This window comes from Mannheimia pernigra (genome assembly GCF_013377995.1).
Lineage (GTDB): Bacteria > Pseudomonadota > Gammaproteobacteria > Enterobacterales > Pasteurellaceae > Mannheimia > Mannheimia pernigra.
Genome location: NZ_CP055305.1, coordinates 451008 through 468667, shown reverse-complemented (window position 1 = coordinate 468667; position 17660 = coordinate 451008). Strand labels below are relative to the sequence as shown.

Below are 17660 nucleotides of genomic sequence, written 5' to 3'. Positions count from 1 at the left end.
TGGCTAATTATTAGCTTGATTGTGAAGGTAAATTTGTCTCAAACAAAAAGGGTAAAATGTGTCTGCTGTAATCAATAAAGCAAAATCACAATATCGTAGGGCGTTGGGAATTGAGGTTGGCGTTATATTGGCTTTCGCTTTTTTTCTATTTTTATATAAAGGGAATATCACCATTTCCTTTATTGCTGGAACTGTGTCTAGTTTTGTTCCTCACGCTATTTTTGTGTATTGGGTTTTCTTTAGAAATTCTGCAAAAGATCGGACAAATATGACCGCTTTCTATCGAGGCGAAGGACTTAAATGGCTAGCGACGATATTATTGATTGTTGGTTTTTTTGAATTAGTTTCTCCGATGGATTTTGTGTGGTTTTTTATGGGGTATTTTATTGTATTATTATTAAATAATATGATCCCGTTTTTATTAAGTAGATTTACCCACTAATTTTTTACGTTAAAAGGATATGTTATGGCTGGAACGACAGCAGAATATATTAGCCACCATCTGAGTTTTTTATCTACAGGTGATGGTTTTTGGGCAGTAAATTTAGATACGCTTTTCTTTTCTTTAGTGGCAGGTGCAATTTTTTTATGGGTATTTTCTCGAGTGGCGAAAAATGCAACTTCGGGTCAGCCAGGTAAATTGCAATGTTTTGTTGAAATTGTCATTGAATGGGTAGATGGCTTAGTTAAAGATAACTTCCATGGACCTCGTAATATGATTGCTCCACTTGCATTAACAATTTTCTGTTGGGTATTTATTATGAATGCGATTGACCTCGTGCCAGTCGATTTCTTACCTCAGCTTGCACATCTTTTCGGTATTGATTACTTACGTGCAGTGCCTACAGCAGATATTAGTGCAACCTTAGGAATGTCTATTTGTGTATTCGGATTGATTTTATTTTATACCGTGAAGTCTAAAGGTTTTGGTGGTTTAGTAAAAGAATATACGTTACATCCTTTTAATCATTGGGCATTTATTCCTGTCAATTTTATTTTAGAAACAGTTACTTTACTTGCAAAACCCATTTCATTGGCATTCCGTTTATTTGGTAATATGTATGCAGGTGAATTAATTTTTATCCTTATTGCAGTAATGTATATGGCTGATAACTTCGCTCTTCAGGCGTTAGGTATTCCATTACACTTAGTTTGGGCTATTTTCCATATTTTGGTTATTACGCTTCAAGCGTTTATTTTTATGATGCTAACGATTGTTTATTTGAGTATCGCTTATAATAAAGCGGATCATTAAACTAACCTTGCAATCCGTTGGATTTTCGTAAAATTTTGCAAAATTGAACGGTTTGAATATTTACTTTTATCAACAACCTAGCCTTCGGGCTAATTCCTCAATTTAATGGAGAACATTATGGAATCAGTAATCACAGCAACAATTATTGGTGCTTCAATTTTATTAGCTTTTGCTGCACTTGGTACAGCTATAGGTTTTGCGATTTTAGGTGGTAAATTTTTAGAGTCATCAGCGCGTCAACCAGAATTGGCATCAAGCTTACAAACAAAAATGTTTATCGTTGCTGGTCTTTTAGATGCTATTGCGATGATCGCAGTAGGTATCTCTTTACTATTTATCTTTGCGAACCCGTTCATTGATTTATTGAAATAAGTCGGGATTTGATTAACCGTTATTCAGCAGAATAACTTTAACCGACTTTTAGGAGGGCGTTGTGAATTTAAATGCAACACTAATTGGTCAGCTTATTGCGTTCGCATTATTTGTTGCGTTCTGTATGAAATATGTTTGGCCCCCGCTTATTCGAGCTATCGAAGAGCGTCAAGCAAATATCGCTAATGCTTTAGCTTCTGCTGAAAAAGCGAAACAAGAGCAAGCTGATTTTAAAGCTAGCGCGGATTTAGAAATCCTTAAGGCGAGAGAAGAAGCACAAAATATTATTGATTTGGCAACAAAACGTCGTAATGAAATTTTAGAATCTGTACAAGCAGAAGCTGAGGTGGAACGTCAACGTATTATTGAACAAGGCTATGCGGAAGTCGAAAGCGAGCGTAAACGTGTTCAAGAAGAGCTGCGTCAAAAAGTGGCTGCATTAGCAATTGCTGGTGCGGAGAAAATTGTTGGGCGTTCAGTTGATGCTGCAGCGAACAACGATATTATTGATAAGCTAGTTGCAGAACTATAAGAGGATGGGGCAGATGTCAGAATTAAGCACAGTAGCTCGCCCCTATGCTAAAGCAGCTTTCGATTTTGCTTTAGAACAAGGTCAATTGAATAAATGGCAGGAAATGTTACAGTTTTCTGCAGCTGTCGCTAATAATGAGCAAGTAGCTAGTTTTATTAACTCATCACTTGCAAGCGGTCAAATTTCTGATACGTTTATCAATATTTGTGGCGAACAATTAGATCAATATGGGCAAAATTTCATTCGTGTTATGGCTGATAATAAGCGTTTAGCGGTATTACCTGCTGTATTGAATGCATTTTTAGAATTAAGAGCAGAACATGAGTCAGTGAAAAATGTTGAAGTGGTTTCTGCAGATAAGTTAACAGATGCACAAGAAGCAAAAATTGCTAATGCGATGGAAAAGCGGCTCGGAACAAAAGTTCGTATTACTTCATCAGTTGATAGTTCATTAATTGCGGGTGTGATTATTCGTTATGATGATGTTGTTATTGATGGTAGTAGTCGTGGACAGCTAAACCGTTTAAGTCAAGAGCTGAGCTTGTAAGAGGAATAAAAAATGCAACTAAATTCAACAGAAATTAGTGAATTGATTAAAAAGCGTATTGCCCAATTTAATGTAGTGAGCGAAGCTCAAAGTACGGGGTCAATCGTTTCAGTAAGTGACGGGGTTATTCGTATCCACGGCTTATCTGATGTAATGCAAGGTGAAATGATTGCATTACCAGGCAATCGTTATGCGATTGCATTAAACTTAGAAAGAGATTCTGTCGGTGCAGTTGTAATGGGACCTTATGCAGATTTAGCAGAAGGTATGGAAGTACAGTGCACAGGCCGTATTTTAGAAGTGCCTGTTGGTCGTGGCTTATTAGGTCGTGTAGTAAATACCTTAGGCCAGCCAATTGATGGTAAAGGTGAAATCGAAAATGACGGATTCTCTCCAATCGAGGTGATTGCACCGGGTGTTATTGACCGTCAATCGGTAGATCAACCTGTTCAAACCGGTTATAAAGCGGTTGACTCAATGGTGCCAATCGGTCGAGGTCAGCGTGAATTAATAATCGGTGACCGTCAAACAGGTAAAACGGCATTAGCAATTGATGCCATCATCAATCAACGTGATACAGGTATTAAATGTATCTACGTTGCTATTGGTCAAAAAGCATCAACGATTGCAAATGTGGTGCGTAAATTAGAAGAGCACGGAGCATTAGCGAATACTATCGTGGTGGTGGCATCCGCTTCTGAATCTGCAGCATTGCAATACCTTGCACCTTATGCAGGTTGTACTATGGGTGAATATTTTCGTGATCGTGGTGAAGATGCGTTAATCGTTTATGATGATTTATCTAAGCAAGCGGTTGCTTACCGTCAAATTTCATTGTTATTACGCCGTCCACCAGGTCGTGAAGCATTCCCAGGTGATGTCTTCTACCTACATTCTCGTTTATTAGAGCGGGCATCTCGTGTGAATGCAGACTATGTAGAACGCTTTACTAATGGTGCGGTGAAAGGTCAAACGGGTTCTTTAACTGCATTGCCTATCATTGAAACTCAAGCAGGGGACGTTTCTGCATTCGTTCCAACTAACGTAATCTCAATTACTGATGGTCAGATTTTCTTAGAATCAGGTTTATTCAATGCGGGGATTCGTCCTGCGGTAAACCCAGGTATCTCGGTTTCTCGTGTGGGTGGTTCTGCTCAAACTAAATTAGTGAAGAAATTAGCGGGTGGTATTCGTACCGCACTTGCACAATATCGTGAATTAGCAGCGTTCGCACAGTTTGCATCAGACCTTGATGAAGCAACACGCAAACAGCTTTCGCACGGTCAAAAAGTAACTGAATTACTTAAACAGAAACAATTCGAGCCAATGTCTGTAGCACAGTTAGGTCTATCTCTAGCGGCAGCTGAATATGGTTATCTTGATGATGTACCTGTTGAGCGTGTAGGTTCATTTGAGTCTAATTTATTAGCTTATGCCGAAAGCAACTACGGTGAGTTTATGCAAGAACTGTCAAAATCGGGTAATTTCAATGATGAAATTAAAGATAAATTGAACGAGATTTTATCTAGTTTCAAAAAGAACAGTGCTTGGTAATCTAACTTTTTAGCGGAGAAAAAAATATGGCAGGTGCTAAAGAGATAAGAACCAAAATTGCAAGTGTTCGTAATACACAAAAAATTACTAAAGCGATGGAAATGGTTGCAGCATCAAAAATGCGTAAAACCCAAGAGCGTATGTCGGCTTCTCGTCCGTATGCAGATAGTATTCGCAAGGTAATTAGCCATATTGCCAAAGGTAACATTGAGTATAAACACCCATTTCTTACCTCTCGCCCAGTAAAGAAAGTTGGCTATTTAGTGGTTTCAACTGATCGAGGATTATGCGGAGGTTTGAATGTAAACTTATTTAAAGCAGTTTTAAATGAGTTGAAAGAAAAAGATGATCAAGGTATTAAACCTGAATTAAGTTTAGTTGGAAATAAAGGTATTGCTTTTTTCAACTCAATGGGATTAGACATTAAAGGTCATCTTAACGGATTGGGTGATACACCAGCAGTGGAGAATTTAGTCGGTATTGTAAACGGTATGGTAAATGCCTTCCGTGACGGTGAGATTGATGAAGTTTATGTAGCATATAACCGCTTCGTAAACACGATGTCTCAAAAACCAACAGTACAAAAACTTCTTCCATTGCCAGAAATTGAAAATGACTCATTAGAACAAACAGGTTCTTGGGATTATATTTATGAACCAAGTCCACAGGCGTTATTAGATAGCTTACTTGTACGTTATTTAGAATCTCAGGTATATCAAGCAGTAGTTGATAATCTAGCGTCGGAACAAGCAGCAAGAATGGTGGCAATGAAAGCTGCAACGGATAATGCGGGTAATCTGATTAATGAGTTACAATTGGTGTATAACAAGGCTCGTCAAGCAAGTATTACGAATGAATTAAATGAAATTGTCGCGGGTGCCGCTGCAATTTAACACAGAATAGAGGAACGGTAATGGCAACGGGAAAAATTGTACAGATCATCGGTGCGGTAATCGATGTTGAGTTTCCGCAAGATGCAGTACCAAAAGTTTATGATGCATTAAAAGTTGAAACAGGCTTAACGCTTGAAGTTCAACAACAATTAGGTGGCGGTGTGGTTCGTTGTATCGCACTTGGTTCATCTGATGGTTTAAAACGTGGCTTAAAAGTTGAAAATACGAATAAAGCGATTGAAGTACCTGTAGGTACAAAAACACTAGGTCGTATTATGAACGTATTAGGTGAGCCTATTGATGAAGCAGGCCCAATAGGTGAAGAAGAGCGTTGGACAATTCACCGTGCAGCACCAAGCTATGAAGAACAAGCTAATAGTACCGAGTTACTTGAAACGGGTATCAAAGTTATCGACTTAGTTGCCCCGTTTGCGAAAGGTGGTAAAGTTGGTTTATTCGGTGGTGCGGGTGTAGGTAAAACCGTAAATATGATGGAGTTAATCCGTAACATCGCAATTGAGCACAGCGGTTACTCTGTATTTGCGGGCGTAGGTGAGCGTACTCGTGAGGGTAATGACTTCTACCACGAAATGAAAGACTCTAACGTATTAGATAAAGTATCGCTAGTTTACGGTCAGATGAATGAACCACCAGGCAACCGTCTGCGTGTCGCATTAACTGGCTTAACCATGGCGGAAAAATTCCGTGATGAAGGTCGTGATGTCTTATTCTTCGTAGATAACATCTACCGTTATACCCTTGCAGGTACGGAAGTATCAGCATTATTAGGTCGTATGCCATCTGCGGTAGGTTATCAGCCAACTCTTGCAGAAGAGATGGGTGTACTACAAGAGCGTATTACTTCAACTAAAACAGGTTCTATTACTTCTGTTCAAGCGGTATATGTTCCTGCAGATGACTTAACTGACCCATCTCCAGCAACAACCTTTGCTCACTTAGACTCAACAGTCGTATTAAGCCGTAATATTGCATCACTAGGTATCTACCCTGCGGTTGACCCATTAGACTCAACATCTCGCCAGTTAGATCCATTAGTGGTTGGTGAGGAGCATTATAGAGTTGCTCGTGATGTACAAGGTACATTACAACGTTATAAAGAGTTAAAAGATATTATTGCAATCTTGGGAATGGACGAATTATCTGAAGATGACAAACGTTTGGTTGCTCGTGCACGTAAAATTGAACGTTTCCTTTCACAACCATTCCACGTTGCGGAAGTATTCAATGGCGTACCAGGTAAATTCGTTCCATTAAAAGAAACCATCCGTGGCTTTAAAGGCATTTTAGAAGGCGAATACGACCATATTCCAGAACAAGCGTTCTATATGGCAGGTTCAATTGACGAAGTGGTTGAAAGAGCAAAACAGATGTAATTGTTCTTAAACAAAGGAGAACAGTATGACATCTCAATTTGAACTCACAGTAGTGAGTGCGGAACGTAAAATTTTTGAAGGCACAGTAACAAGTGTTCGTGTTTCAGGGATCGATGGTGAACTAGGGGTGTATGCAGGGCATACGCCACTATTAACGGCAATTAAACCAGGTATGGCTAAATTCACTCTTGCTGATGGTAAAGAAGAATTTATCTATGTATCAGGTGGATTCCTTGAGGTTCAACCAACCACTGTTACAGTGCTTGCAGATACAGCTATTCGTGGTGAAGACTTAGATGAACAACGTATTCTTGAAGCAAAACGCAAAGCAGAAGAACGTTTATCTAAAGCCGATAGTGAAGACTATTTAACGGCGAAATTAGCACAAGAAATTGCTAAATTACGTGTTTACGAACTCACAAAAACAAAATTAGCGAATAAACGTTAATCTCGAAAAGCCTCACGAAAGTGGGGTTTTATTTTTACAAGCGGTTGAAAATCATAAATTATTTCCAATAATTCATTTTTTATTTGACGACAGATTGTTTTTTTTTTGTACAATTTTTGTGTGCGTTTGCACGGTTAATTTAATAAGGAAAACACTATGTCAGTAAAAAAACTTTCTCTAGCTAGTCTTATTTTACTTAGTCTTACAGCCTGTAGTAGCGGTGGTGGGAAATCAGGTGAAACAAATCTAAAACGGCAAAATCAGCTAACCCAAGCTCAGGCAGAACTAGATTCGGTTAAATCAGAATTAGTAAAAGCAAATCAAGATCTAAGTTCAGCACAAAGCGAGCTTTCAAAAGCAGCTCATACTGTACAACAAGCCCAAGCAGATTTATCGAAAGCTCAAGCGGATAAAAACACAACGGCAGCACAATTAGCTCAAGCGAAAGCAAATTTAGCGAACGCAGAAAAAGCGAAAGAAATTGCAGAAAGCAAGTTATCTGTTGCGAATAATGAAAAACAAGCGGTGCAAAATCAGCTAAATTCTGCAAATGGCGATCTGGTTAAAGCGAAGAGCGATTTACAACAAGCCCAAGCAGACTTAGCGAAAGCTCAAGTAGATAAAAACACAACGGCAGCACAATTAGCTCAAGCGAAAGCAAATTTAGCGAACGCAGAAAAAGCGAAAGAAATTGCAGAAAGCAAGTTATCTGTTGCGAATAATGAAAAACAAGCGGTGCAAAATCAGCTAAATTCTGCAAATGGCGATCTGGTTAAAGCGAAGAGCGATTTACAACAAGCCCAAGCAGATTTAGCGAAAGCTCAAGCGGATAAAAACACAACGGCAGCACAATTAGCTGTAGCAGAAAAAGCAAAATCTGAGGCAGAAATGGCATTGCAAAATAAAAATAAGGTGATTAAAGAAATCGTCCGTAAAGCCGCAGAAATTACCAATGAGCAGGGGCGAGAGTATTCTTGGGTGGGTTACACAGAATCATCTCTACCACAAGGATTAAGCAAGCACGCCTTTATTAGTATGTCTGCAGAAAATTTAGATGGTATTTTTGTGGGCGATCACTATATTTATCTGACACCCAATGTCACGCTGATAAGCCGTGATACTAAAGCACGTTCGGGAGATTCTGCCCCAAAACAAAGTAGTTTTAGAGTAGAACGTATTAATGGCAAAAAAACAGAAAACCTTCCATTAAACGGCGAAGCAACTTATATTGGAAAAGGCTTCAACTCAGATAATGTGGGGCTGTTAAATTACAAAGTGAATTTTGCGGAGAAAACTGGTGTGGGCTCGATCTCACAATTTAATAACGCTTCCATTCCAACGATTCAGTTAGAAAAAGGTAATATTGTTGATGGAATGATTCAGGCAAATGCCTCTGCTGAAAATGGCGTTACAGGTAAATATGCGTTAGGTTTTTATGGAGATAATGCTCAATCTATCGCAGGAGAAGCCTATCTCTATAAACAATTCGAGGGTGGAATTACAACAGACAGCCGTACAGCTAAAAAATATAGTGATAGTGAGCGAGGTACAGTGTTTGGTATAGCGGGAGAACGGCAGTAATATGATTACAAGCGGTCAAAAATGGTAAATTTTTTGCAAAAACAGACCGCTTGTAGAAAGTTAAAGCGAACTGAACGTTCGCTTTAAACTTATTAGAGAATATGCTCAAATTCTTCAAGAACTGATTTCGGCCACACGCTGGATTGAACTTCACCTATATGTTTCTTGCGTAATAAGAACATCGCTAAGCGTGACTGCCCAATACCACCACCAATTGAAAGTGGTAATTTACCTGCTAATAAATCTTTGTGCCAATCCATTTCTAAGCGATCTTCATCACCAGTGAGGGAAACTTGCAAGCGTAACGCTTTTTCGTCCACACGAATACCCATTGAAGACAGTTCAAACGCTGTGCCTAATTCTTCGTTCCACACTAAAATATCGCCGTTTAAGCCTTTGTAGCCTTGCTCAGATTCTGTTGTCCAGTCATCGTAGTCTGGAGCACGACCATCGTGCGATTTTCCATCTGATAATTTACCGCCAATACCAATTAAGAATACAGAGCCGTACTCTTTACAGATGGCGTTTTCACGTTCTTTTCCTGTCATATTTGGATAGCGTTGCACTAAATCTTCGCTATGTACGAAAGTGATCTGTTTTGGTAAAACCGATGGAATATCAAAACGAGCCTCTACCGCTAATTCAGTTAAACGAATGGCCTTGTAAATTTCATTTACGGTTTCTTTTAAAAAATCGAAATTACGTCTGCCTTCAGGAATTACTTTTTCCCAATCCCACTGATCAACATAAACAGAGTGAGTGCGATCTAAAGAATCTTCATCTGGGCGAAGGGCTTTCATATGCACAAACAATCCTTCCCCATCTTTAAAACCAAAACGAGCAAGAGTGTGACGTTTCCATTTAGCCAAAGAGTGAACGACTTCATAGGTAGAGTTTGGAATACATTTAACATTTACTCTCACTGCTTTTTCAATACCAGAAAGGTTATCTTGCATACCGTTGCCAACTTCGCTTAAGATTGGGCCTTGAACTTCGATAATACCTAATTTATCGATTAAATATTGGGTAAAGGTGTTTTTTACAAAACTGATTTCTTGCTGTTGTAATATGAATGAATTTTCCATTTTCTGCTTTCCTAATTAAATATTAAGTGATTGTTGTTTAATTGATGGCTGATAATTTAAAGAATTATCTTAAAAAAGCAATGTTTATCAAATAAAAAAGCAAATGTATTAAATTTATTTTAAAATAATGTGTCTATGTTTAGATGATATTTAAATAATTTGGTTTTTAGGAGGAAAAATGCACAATAAAAATAATGTAAAATTAGAAATAGACAAACTCGATCAGCAAATTTTACGCTGCTTAATTAAAGATGCTCGCACGCCTTATACCGAAATGGGCAAAAATTTTGGCGTAAGTGCAGCAACGATTCACGTTCGAGTAGAAAAAATGCGACAAGCGGGCATTATTGAGTCAACAAAAATTGTAGTAGATGAGCGCAAACTAGGCTATGATGTTTGTTGCTTTATTGGAATTATTCTAAGATCAGCAAAAGATTACGATAAAGTAATTGCGAAACTCAATGAATTTGATGAAGTGGTTGAAGCATATTATACAACGGGCAACTATTCGATTTTTATTAAAGTGATGACGCACACCATTGAAGAGTTGCATTCAGTTTTAGCAGGTAAAATCCAATCTATTGATGAAATTCAATCAACAGAAACGTTGATTTCGCTACAAAATCCGATTTTACGAGATATTTTGCCTTAAAAGTACAAGCGGTTAAAAAAGAATTAATTTTTGTAAATAAGCTCAAAAAAATTGTTATTTTTCAAGTAAAGGAAATAGAATGAATGCCAACCAACCAACCAACCAACCAACCAACCAACCAACCAACCAACCAACCAACCAACCAACCAACCAACCAACCAACCAACCAACCAACCAACCAACCAACCAACCAACCAACCAACCAACCAACCAACCAACCAACCAACCAACCAACCAACCAACCAACCAACCAACCAACCAACCAACCAAGCCAACGGTAGCGGTTATTAGCTTAACAACAGCGAATCCCGCATTGAGCAACGCAATTGAAAGCGTGAAAAAGCAAACGTACCCTTGCAAACACTATATTTTTGTTAATGGCGAGCAATATTACCGATCTGCATCGGAAATCATTCAAAAATTTAATCATTTAACTGTGATTTATTCGCCGATAGGTATTTACGATATTGATCAACTGATTTCAATGTTGGTAAGAGAGGATTTTGTTTTCTATTTGCCTGAAGATAATTCTTTTGCAGCTACTTATATCGAAGCTCAAATAAAAAAATCAAGATAAAACGAAACCGTTTGCCTTTGATCTACTTCACAAAATTAAACATTCATTGCAAAAAATCTTCGTAAATCAACCGCTTGCTGGGGTAGAATGCCATTACTTTATATTTAAAGACAAAGGAGAAGATTATGTCTGATGTATTCCACCTAGGTTTAACAAAAGCGATGCTAAAAGGTGCAAAAATTGCGATAGTGCCAGGTGATCCAGCACGCTCTGAGCGTATTGCGAAAAAAATGGAAAACCCTGAGTTTTTAGCGTCCACCCGTGAATTTACCTCTTGGTTAGGTTATTTAGATGGAGAGCCAGTTGTAGTCTGCTCAACAGGCATTGGTGGTCCATCCGTTTCTATTTGTGTTGAAGAGCTAGCCCAATTAGGTATTCGAACCTTTTTACGCATTGGCACAACAGGAGCAATTCAAGAACATATTAACGTGGGCGATATTTTAATTACCACAGGTGCAGTGCGTTTAGATGGCGCAAGTCAGCACTTTGCCCCAATGGAATACCCTGCGGTGGCAAACTTTGAATGTACAAATGCTCTTTATGCTGCAGCGGTTGATGCTGGCGTTAAACCTTATGTTGGGATTACCGCTTCTTCCGACACATTCTATCCAGGGCAAGAGCGTTACGACACCTTTACCGGCAAAATTTATCGCCATTTTCAAGGTTCATTAAAACAGTGGCAAGATTTAAACGTAATGAATTTTGAAATGGAATCTGCAACACTCTTTACGATGTGCTCTGCACTAGGCTTGCGTGCTGGAATGGTTGCGGGGGTTATTGTAAACCGTACTCAACAAGAAATTCCAAATGAAGCAACCATTCACGATACAGAACATAAGGCGGTTTCGGTAGTGGTTGAAGCAGCAAGAAAATTAATTTAAAAATAACCTTTAAACGGAATAAAAAAAAGGATAAATTGACACAATCAAAATTTATCCTTTTTATTTATGTACACAAATTATCGCAATATATTGTCGGCTTGCAAATGGAAAGTGGGTGCTGGTACGCTTTCCTTAACCCAACAAGAATGGCTTTTGCACGAAGGCTCGCTCACCCAAAAGTTGCTTGATGTTACCTCTAATTTTAATGTGGAAGTGGTGCAAGAAAAATGGATTGCAAAAAATTCACAAAAAATGACCGCTTGTAATGAACAATATTGGCGACGAGAAGTATTATTAAAAGATGGCGACACAAATTGGATCTTCGCCCAAACGCTCGTGCCGAAAAAAACGATTGAAAATATCGCCCAAAGCGTCTTAAGGTTGGGTAATGAGCCGATTGGCTTGTGGCTCTTTTCCCAACAACCAACTCGAACTAAATTAGAATGGACTCAAGCTGAAAACGGCTTGTTTGCTCGCCGTGGTGTATATGAAATTAACGGCTATTCGCTTGAAATCAAAGAGTTGTTTTTGGCGACATTTCCGTATTTATAATTCTCTAATTAAGTGATGAGTTAAAGGGTAAAGCCGTCCAAATAATCCCCTCAGGCAAAATGGCTTTACCTAGTTGCCACTGTTTAGCTCCTGTTAGTAGAGGATATACTCGCAGATCATCTTCCTTTTTATTGAAGATTTCCAATACCTCAATCAGACATTTTTGTAGTCCTTTAATATCTCCATCGTAGAGAAAAACACTATATTGAATTGGGGTAGAGAATGCTACCATTCGATGATGGATTTTTTGTAGTCGCTTAGGGCTAGAAATATCGTAGCCAATTAAATATTGCATAATATCTCCTTAAAACTTAAAACTTAAAACTTAAAACTTAAAACTTAAAACTTAAAACTTAAAAGTGGAAGATAATCTCACTCATCATTGTGCGTTGGTTAAAATAAAAGTTTTCTAACCATTGCAACCAATCTGTTTCTGGGGGTTGAATGATTTCATTCGGTAGGATTGAACGGCGTTGAGGTGAAATTGCTGCCGTTTGCATTTTAAATACTTTGATCAAATCATAGCAATTTTCCGTCAGCATTTTTCGCCAGTTAGCCACTTGTTTTTCATATTCTTGATAAAAATGCACTCGCCCAGTTTTTCCTAATAGACACCCTTCTTGAGTTGTTGAAAAATATTCGATACGTAAAGTCTCATTACGAAACAGCCCTAATAACCAATTATCAACAAGCGGTCGAATAGGCTCAATTAAATCGCAGGCGAAGGATTCACGTCCATAATCTAATGAATGATAAAAGCCGATGTAGGGATCAAGCCCAGCCCCATAAATCGCAAGGACAGCTTCGCTGTGGAGTAAAGTATAAGTGAGGGAGAGAACCGCATTAAAGGGATCTCTTGGTGGACGGCGATTTCTACCATCAAATTTTAATGAAGGAGGTAAATATTGACTGAGTGCGGTGAAATAAGCACTTGCTGCTCTACCTTCAATACCCCGCAAAGAGGAAAGAGTGGTTTGTGAGTGAATTTTACCGATTAACTGATCTAATTCTTCAGCTTTTGGTACAAGTAAGCATTTTTTATCTAGACGAGTATTTGCTGCCTGCCATAGCCAATTTTTCTGTGTCACTAATTTCAAGGTAACTAATTTTTTGGCAAAGGCTAAACAAAAAGCTTCATTTTGTGATAGTTCATATTGTGCTAAACGGCGTTCTGCATCATTATGCGGTTGGGACATAAAAAGCGTCGGTGTATTTTTTCGACCAGAAAGACAAATAATACCAATGCCTTTTTCACCAAGTTTAGCTAGTAAAGAGGATTGCAATGTGACATCGCCTTTAAGATAAATCCTTTCAATGGGTGCAAGCGGAATTGTGCCGACACGCTCCTCATTTTCATAGCAAACTAAAGTTTCACCGCTTAATTTAATGCTAGTTCCTTTACGATCAATATATAAGCTGGACATAATGCCTCCTAAATTAACAGAAAAGGTTGGGTAGATTGCAATTTAGCCTTACCGAATAATAAAGGCTCGGTATTGTTAAACAGTTGGAAAATAAAAAGCCGATCTTCATCGTGTTGCATAATTTCGCTGACACTATTACGCAATTGTGTTAATTCGTGAACAGTGAGCCAACATTCATAAAACGATTTTTGCCCACCAATCGCATAGGCTTCTACTTTCTTATGTACCCGATAAAGCCGCTTATGATCGGCAATATCGTAGGCGATCAGATAGCGAGTTCGATTAGTATCCATTTAAGAGTCCTTACGGCTTATTTTCTCTCTACATAGATTCAAAATGAAGGAATTTCGGTTTCCGTTTACCGTGAACTTTTTGAGGAGTCCAATAGCTCTTTTGTGAGCTCTTTGCCGATTTTATAAGCTATAGCGGTTAAAACAACTTGCCACATATTTCTCTCCTTAGTTTTAAAAATTCAGTCGTCAAATTAATAGTATTATTTTTGTGGAATAATAAGATGTATTTCACAGAAATTGACCAATTACAAATTTGCAAAAAGCTAATGTAATTTCACCGCTTGCATTAACTTTTGAAATTCCTTGTTCTCAGCTAATGTCATTCGATTATGGCGGCTGTAATAGTTTGCGACATCGTAGCCAAAACCCTCAGGATAGCCTGCTTCTAACTCTTCATCGTCAATATAACGTCCATACGCATCGCTTAATTTTTTGCGAAGAGCATTTAGGTTATGGATCCATTTTTTACCTGCTTTTACAAAGCAACGACCGTTATAAGCACGATCATCAGCCACTTCTACATAACCAGCAATTAACGCTTCAATTTCACTTGAAGTGTAAGGAGTAAATGGACGGTTTTGTGCTACGAATCTGGATTGTGTATCACGATTAGAACCGAACATTTTTCTCTCCTAAATATTTAACAATAACGCTATTTTAGGAGAGATGAGGAAAATAAGAGGAGAATACAAATTTGTAAAATGGGTGCGAAAAATCACCGCTTGTAAAAGAAAAAACCGACAAAAACTGTCGGCAATAATTTATAGGACTAGAATCGCATAATAAACAGGTTTAAACGTAAAATCCTTTTTAAGCAGGGCAGTGTCTTTCGACCAACGACACAAACAAATATGCCGTAGTTGTAGATGTCTTAATCCCTTTCAGACAGGGCGGTGTCTTTCGACATCCCCAGCTACGACGCTTGCAGGTTATGGTATGTCTTAATCCCTTTCAGGCAGGGCGGTGTCTTTCGACATAACGGAGAAACTTATGAACAAACTAACTTACTTTGTCTTAATCCCTTTCAGGCAGGGCGGTGTCTTTCGACTGCGGATACCTAAATTTTCCTTATTTTTCAGAATGTTAAAAATAGGCTTCCCAAAAAATTCAGTAGGCTGAATAGCTGGGTATTGATTTGGTGATAATTTCATCAAAATCATTAAACTCCACAATTAAAGAACGTGGTTATTTTAGCATAAATCAGCTAGTCAGATTAAAGTTATTTGATAGCGGTCGGTATTTTGCAGAAATTTGCAAAAAAACGACCGCTTGCTTAGGCTTAAATTTTGCCTTGTAAATCTGGCAAAATAGCGGAAATATCAATATTTTCTTCCTCGATCAATAATTCGTAACATTGATGTGAAGAAGATGGTATATATGGTGTTTCACAATGACCGATTGAAAATTCCTTTTTAATTCTTTTCCCTAAATGATGACAAGATTCCGAATAGATTTTTTTTGTTTCTTCGGCAAATTCAGCTTCATTTTTCACAAATTTCACCCGATTTTCCAAACTTTCTGCGCTGCCTTTTAAAATAGTGTAAATAGCTAAATACATCGCAAAAACGTCTTCATTAAATAATGAATATGCTATATGTTTCTGTTTCGCCAATACTAAACTCAATAAAAAACTATACTCTTTGGGGGCGAGTTTGATTTCCGTATTTCCGAATCGTACATTTTGATCATCGATCGGGCTTAAAAACGTTAGGCTCGGTTTTGCCAAAATTTGTTGAGCTTTTAACACGGAATCACTATATGAAATTCTGCCGCCCAATAATTCATCCGAAATCCCTAATCCTAACCGAACCCAAGGAATTTCCGCCAACATCACTTTGGCATTCTGGGCATCAAATTCTACCCCTTGGCTATTCATAATTTTGTGCGAATAGGGTTTCGGATAATAAAAGCTCGGTAAGTTCTCAAATTCGGCAGAGACCAAAACGTGCGAAAGGCTGTCGTGCTCCCGCCCATAAAGCGATAACGCATAACCCATAAAAAAGCCCATGGTTTTTCGCCCACCAGCAATCGAAACGTGTAATTGGTTCTGTGGATTTTGGCAAAGTTGCCCTACCAAGCTTACAATTTGATCCGCCGCTAAATTATTCTCTTCGGGTGAGCGAATATCGGACAGTTTTTGGTCATTATGATCCCGAATTATTTCAATGCAACTTTCATCAAAATGAATCTGCTGAAAGCCGAATTGTTCGCCATAATCACTAATAAATTCTTCCAACGCCCCTTTTTGCTCTTTTCGTCCGCCTTCTATACCACACAAGGTTTTTAGCACCTGATTTTTGCCCTGTTGAGTGGTAATCACCCGAATTTCATCGGGAATAAAGCCTTTTTCCGTCACAAGGGCATAAAGCGTTTCCGTCACGACAGCAGGGGACATTCCAGTGACGGAAAGGAGGATTTTTTTGGGTGGTGTGTTCATTATTTCTTACCAATCCAATTTTGAATTTTTGATTTCAACTGCTGTAAGTCTTTTGCCTGAATAAGTTCAATTTTTAAAAATTTAGCTCTATTTTGTACCGATTCAGGTACATCGAAATAAGTAACCAAACATTTTTTGGTCATATAGCCTCCATAATCTTTTAATGTTTCCAATTTATATAAAATATCTTCAGATTTAATACCGCCATTTTTTCCCATCAGTTGCGTTTTAACTTCAATAATATGGAATTTATTGTTTGCCATAAAGGCAATATCAAATTCATTCATATTTCCTTTATTTTCTTTGCTATATTCATTTTTGCCTATTTGATATTTTGAATTTGCCACTTCAATACCACAAGCTAAATCATCAATTTGTTTAACATCTTGTATTTGCAGATAGGTATAATCTTCTAACCAACCACCGCTAAAAAAATCTTTGGTTTTTGTATTTCTAAAATCAATACGATCATTGCAGTAATCAATGAGATCAAGTGCATTTAATTCTCTTAATAGCTCATCCAGCACCGCAATTTTTTTACATTTTGCATCAGTAAAACTGGTTTTAAACCCGCTTTGTTCAGATTTAGTGGCAAGTAAATTTAACATAGGAATTACTACTCTGTATTTATCATACTGTTTTATCCAGCCACTTACCGATTCCACAAGTTTTTCTCTTGATTTAACATCAGACTGTTTTAATGTTCTACCACCGTAAGAAGAAAGATAAATATCTAACGACGTTTTGGCATTCATTATTTGGTCTGGTACCCAATTATTTTTATCATCTTTTGAAATAAAGACCATTCTATTATTATCGGTATCTACATAAAAAATAGGTTTCCCTAATGCAGAGAAAGCGTGTTCCGCAGCAATAGAGATCAATTTAGTTGCACCAGTTACATTGAGTGCAATATTTTGTTCTTCATATTCTTCAGCTAATTTAAAAAATTCGTCTTCCATTAAGCCAAAATTAAATTCATCTTGTAATACAGTAATAGTTGATTTTACACCCACTTTTTTAAAGGTTTCCGCTAAAAATTGCCCTTTTTCTTTCATTCTTTGGGTAACAATTAAAACAACTTCTTTAGGTTTAAATTTACTGTCTAAAAGAGGTAATAAATTTGGTGCAGCTTGATCAGAAACTAAACAAAAATGTACATCATACTTTTGCATAAAAACCT

21 protein-coding genes are annotated in these 17660 nt (G+C 37.8%); 14 read left to right on the top strand and 7 right to left on the bottom strand.

Translation table 11 applies throughout. From position 1 onward, the window contains the following. Nucleotides 1-58 precede the first annotated feature (58 nt). The 10 genes from HV560_RS02335 to HV560_RS02290 all read left to right on the top strand — a co-directional run bounded on the left by HV560_RS02335 (nt 59) and on the right by HV560_RS02290 (nt 8576). A complete protein-coding gene (locus tag HV560_RS02335) occupies nt 59-442 on the top strand; it encodes an ATP synthase subunit I (protein ID WP_176812063.1) in 384 nt (127 codons plus the stop codon). A 24-nt stretch (nt 443-466) separates the two neighbouring features. Further along, the gene (gene atpB / locus HV560_RS02330) at nt 467-1255 is read left to right on the top strand and encodes a F0F1 ATP synthase subunit A (protein ID WP_159628808.1); all 789 of its coding nucleotides are present in this window, start codon (nt 467-469) and stop codon (nt 1253-1255) included. 117 nt (nt 1256-1372) lie between these two features. Then, nucleotides 1373-1627 carry a F0F1 ATP synthase subunit C gene (gene atpE, locus HV560_RS02325; RefSeq protein ID WP_005599073.1) on the top strand — a complete coding sequence of 85 codons (255 nt, stop codon included), beginning with the start codon at nt 1373-1375 and terminating at the stop codon, nt 1625-1627. A 61-nt stretch (nt 1628-1688) separates the two neighbouring features. Beyond that, the gene (atpF, locus tag HV560_RS02320; protein ID WP_176807797.1) at nt 1689-2159 is read left to right on the top strand and encodes a F0F1 ATP synthase subunit B; all 471 of its coding nucleotides are present in this window, start codon (nt 1689-1691) and stop codon (nt 2157-2159) included. 13 nt (nt 2160-2172) lie between these two features. Beyond that, a complete protein-coding gene (gene atpH, locus HV560_RS02315) occupies nt 2173-2706 on the top strand; it encodes a F0F1 ATP synthase subunit delta (RefSeq protein ID WP_176809438.1) in 534 nt (177 codons plus the stop codon). 12 nt (nt 2707-2718) lie between these two features. Next, complete coding sequence (atpA, locus tag HV560_RS02310; RefSeq protein ID WP_176807795.1) at nt 2719-4260, top strand: F0F1 ATP synthase subunit alpha; 1542 nt, start codon at nt 2719-2721, stop codon at nt 4258-4260. 26 nt (nt 4261-4286) lie between these two features. After that, the gene (atpG, locus tag HV560_RS02305) at nt 4287-5153 is read left to right on the top strand and encodes a F0F1 ATP synthase subunit gamma (RefSeq protein ID WP_176807794.1); all 867 of its coding nucleotides are present in this window, start codon (nt 4287-4289) and stop codon (nt 5151-5153) included. Between the two features lie 20 nt (nt 5154-5173). Then, nucleotides 5174-6547 (top strand): F0F1 ATP synthase subunit beta, encoded by a 1374-nt coding sequence (gene atpD, locus HV560_RS02300; protein ID WP_176807793.1) that lies wholly within the window; start codon nt 5174-5176, stop codon nt 6545-6547. A gap of 25 nt (nt 6548-6572) precedes the next feature. Continuing rightward, nucleotides 6573-6995: a F0F1 ATP synthase subunit epsilon gene (locus HV560_RS02295; protein ID WP_176809440.1), complete on the top strand. Its 423-nt coding sequence runs from the start codon at nt 6573-6575 to the stop codon at nt 6993-6995. Between the two features lie 156 nt (nt 6996-7151). Further along, nucleotides 7152-8576: a factor H binding protein domain-containing protein gene (locus tag HV560_RS02290; RefSeq protein ID WP_176812062.1), complete on the top strand. Its 1425-nt coding sequence runs from the start codon at nt 7152-7154 to the stop codon at nt 8574-8576. Between the two features lie 92 nt (nt 8577-8668). Here the strand turns inward: HV560_RS02290 and asnA are convergent, their stop codons facing one another. Further along, nucleotides 8669-9661: an aspartate--ammonia ligase gene (gene asnA / locus HV560_RS02285; RefSeq protein WP_176807790.1), complete on the bottom strand. Its 993-nt coding sequence runs from the start codon at nt 9659-9661 to the stop codon at nt 8669-8671. Between the two features lie 178 nt (nt 9662-9839). Here asnA and asnC point away from each other — a divergent pair, with 178 nt between their 5' ends. The 4 genes from asnC to HV560_RS02265 all read left to right on the top strand — a co-directional run bounded on the left by asnC (nt 9840) and on the right by HV560_RS02265 (nt 12323). Continuing rightward, nucleotides 9840-10313, top strand: coding sequence for a transcriptional regulator AsnC (asnC, locus tag HV560_RS02280; protein ID WP_176807789.1), 474 nt, complete (start codon nt 9840-9842; stop codon nt 10311-10313). A 79-nt stretch (nt 10314-10392) separates the two neighbouring features. Continuing rightward, nucleotides 10393-10890 (top strand): PT domain-containing protein, encoded by a 498-nt coding sequence (locus HV560_RS02275; RefSeq protein ID WP_176812061.1) that lies wholly within the window; start codon nt 10393-10395, stop codon nt 10888-10890. A gap of 125 nt (nt 10891-11015) precedes the next feature. Next, nucleotides 11016-11771: a uridine phosphorylase gene (udp, locus tag HV560_RS02270; protein ID WP_176807787.1), complete on the top strand. Its 756-nt coding sequence runs from the start codon at nt 11016-11018 to the stop codon at nt 11769-11771. A 66-nt stretch (nt 11772-11837) separates the two neighbouring features. Beyond that, the gene (locus tag HV560_RS02265; protein WP_176809442.1) at nt 11838-12323 is read left to right on the top strand and encodes a chorismate--pyruvate lyase family protein; all 486 of its coding nucleotides are present in this window, start codon (nt 11838-11840) and stop codon (nt 12321-12323) included. A gap of 4 nt (nt 12324-12327) precedes the next feature. On the opposite strand, the gene cas2 (HV560_RS02260) is transcribed toward HV560_RS02265, so the two are convergent. The 6 genes from cas2 (HV560_RS02260) to HV560_RS02235 form a co-directional block, all read right to left on the bottom strand. Then, entirely contained in the window at nt 12328-12618 is a 291-nt protein-coding gene (gene cas2 / locus HV560_RS02260) for a CRISPR-associated endonuclease Cas2 (RefSeq protein WP_176812060.1), read from the bottom strand. 58 nt (nt 12619-12676) lie between these two features. Next, nucleotides 12677-13747, bottom strand: a complete 1071-nt coding sequence (gene cas1 / locus HV560_RS02255) for a CRISPR-associated endonuclease Cas1 (protein WP_176809444.1) — start codon at nt 13745-13747, stop codon at nt 12677-12679. A gap of 8 nt (nt 13748-13755) precedes the next feature. Continuing rightward, nucleotides 13756-14040: a CRISPR-associated endonuclease Cas2 gene (cas2, locus tag HV560_RS02250; RefSeq protein ID WP_176809445.1), complete on the bottom strand. Its 285-nt coding sequence runs from the start codon at nt 14038-14040 to the stop codon at nt 13756-13758. 263 nt (nt 14041-14303) lie between these two features. Next, on the bottom strand, nt 14304-14663 hold the full coding sequence (locus tag HV560_RS02245) for a hypothetical protein (protein ID WP_176809446.1): 360 nt from the start codon (nt 14661-14663) through the stop codon (nt 14304-14306). A gap of 656 nt (nt 14664-15319) precedes the next feature. Continuing rightward, nucleotides 15320-16477, bottom strand: a complete 1158-nt coding sequence (gene csm6 / locus HV560_RS02240) for a CRISPR-associated ring nuclease Csm6 (protein WP_176809447.1) — start codon at nt 16475-16477, stop codon at nt 15320-15322. Next, nucleotides 16477-17652, bottom strand: coding sequence for a Card1-like endonuclease domain-containing protein (locus HV560_RS02235; protein WP_176809448.1), 1176 nt, complete (start codon nt 17650-17652; stop codon nt 16477-16479). Before HV560_RS02235 ends, csm6 begins: the two co-directional genes overlap by 1 nt. Between the last annotated feature and the right edge of the window lie 8 nt (nt 17653-17660).

Bases quoted from the DNA above. Each gene is read 5' to 3' on its own strand.
- atpB (WP_159628808.1), top strand. From the start codon at position 467: ATGGCTGGAACGACAGCAGAATATATTAGCCACCATCTGAGTTTTTTA.
- atpE (WP_005599073.1), top strand. From the start codon at position 1,373: ATGGAATCAGTAATCACAGCAACAATTATTGGTGCTTCAATTTTATTA.
- atpH (WP_176809438.1), top strand. From the start codon at position 2,173: ATGTCAGAATTAAGCACAGTAGCTCGCCCCTATGCTAAAGCAGCTTTC.
- atpA (WP_176807795.1), top strand. From the start codon at position 2,719: ATGCAACTAAATTCAACAGAAATTAGTGAATTGATTAAAAAGCGTATT.
- atpG (WP_176807794.1), top strand. From the start codon at position 4,287: ATGGCAGGTGCTAAAGAGATAAGAACCAAAATTGCAAGTGTTCGTAAT.
- atpD (WP_176807793.1), top strand. From the start codon at position 5,174: ATGGCAACGGGAAAAATTGTACAGATCATCGGTGCGGTAATCGATGTT.
- HV560_RS02295 (WP_176809440.1), top strand. From the start codon at position 6,573: ATGACATCTCAATTTGAACTCACAGTAGTGAGTGCGGAACGTAAAATT.
- HV560_RS02290 (WP_176812062.1), top strand. From the start codon at position 7,152: ATGTCAGTAAAAAAACTTTCTCTAGCTAGTCTTATTTTACTTAGTCTT.
- asnA (WP_176807790.1), bottom strand. From the start codon at position 9,661: ATGGAAAATTCATTCATATTACAACAGCAAGAAATCAGTTTTGTAAAA.
- asnC (WP_176807789.1), top strand. From the start codon at position 9,840: ATGCACAATAAAAATAATGTAAAATTAGAAATAGACAAACTCGATCAG.
- HV560_RS02275 (WP_176812061.1), top strand. From the start codon at position 10,393: ATGAATGCCAACCAACCAACCAACCAACCAACCAACCAACCAACCAAC.
- udp (WP_176807787.1), top strand. From the start codon at position 11,016: ATGTCTGATGTATTCCACCTAGGTTTAACAAAAGCGATGCTAAAAGGT.
- HV560_RS02265 (WP_176809442.1), top strand. From the start codon at position 11,838: ATGTACACAAATTATCGCAATATATTGTCGGCTTGCAAATGGAAAGTG.
- cas2 (WP_176812060.1), bottom strand. From the start codon at position 12,618: ATGCAATATTTAATTGGCTACGATATTTCTAGCCCTAAGCGACTACAA.
- cas1 (WP_176809444.1), bottom strand. From the start codon at position 13,747: ATGTCCAGCTTATATATTGATCGTAAAGGAACTAGCATTAAATTAAGC.
- cas2 (WP_176809445.1), bottom strand. From the start codon at position 14,040: ATGGATACTAATCGAACTCGCTATCTGATCGCCTACGATATTGCCGAT.
- HV560_RS02245 (WP_176809446.1), bottom strand. From the start codon at position 14,663: ATGTTCGGTTCTAATCGTGATACACAATCCAGATTCGTAGCACAAAAC.
- csm6 (WP_176809447.1), bottom strand. From the start codon at position 16,477: ATGAACACACCACCCAAAAAAATCCTCCTTTCCGTCACTGGAATGTCC.
- HV560_RS02235 (WP_176809448.1), bottom strand. From the start codon at position 17,652: ATGCAAAAGTATGATGTACATTTTTGTTTAGTTTCTGATCAAGCTGCA.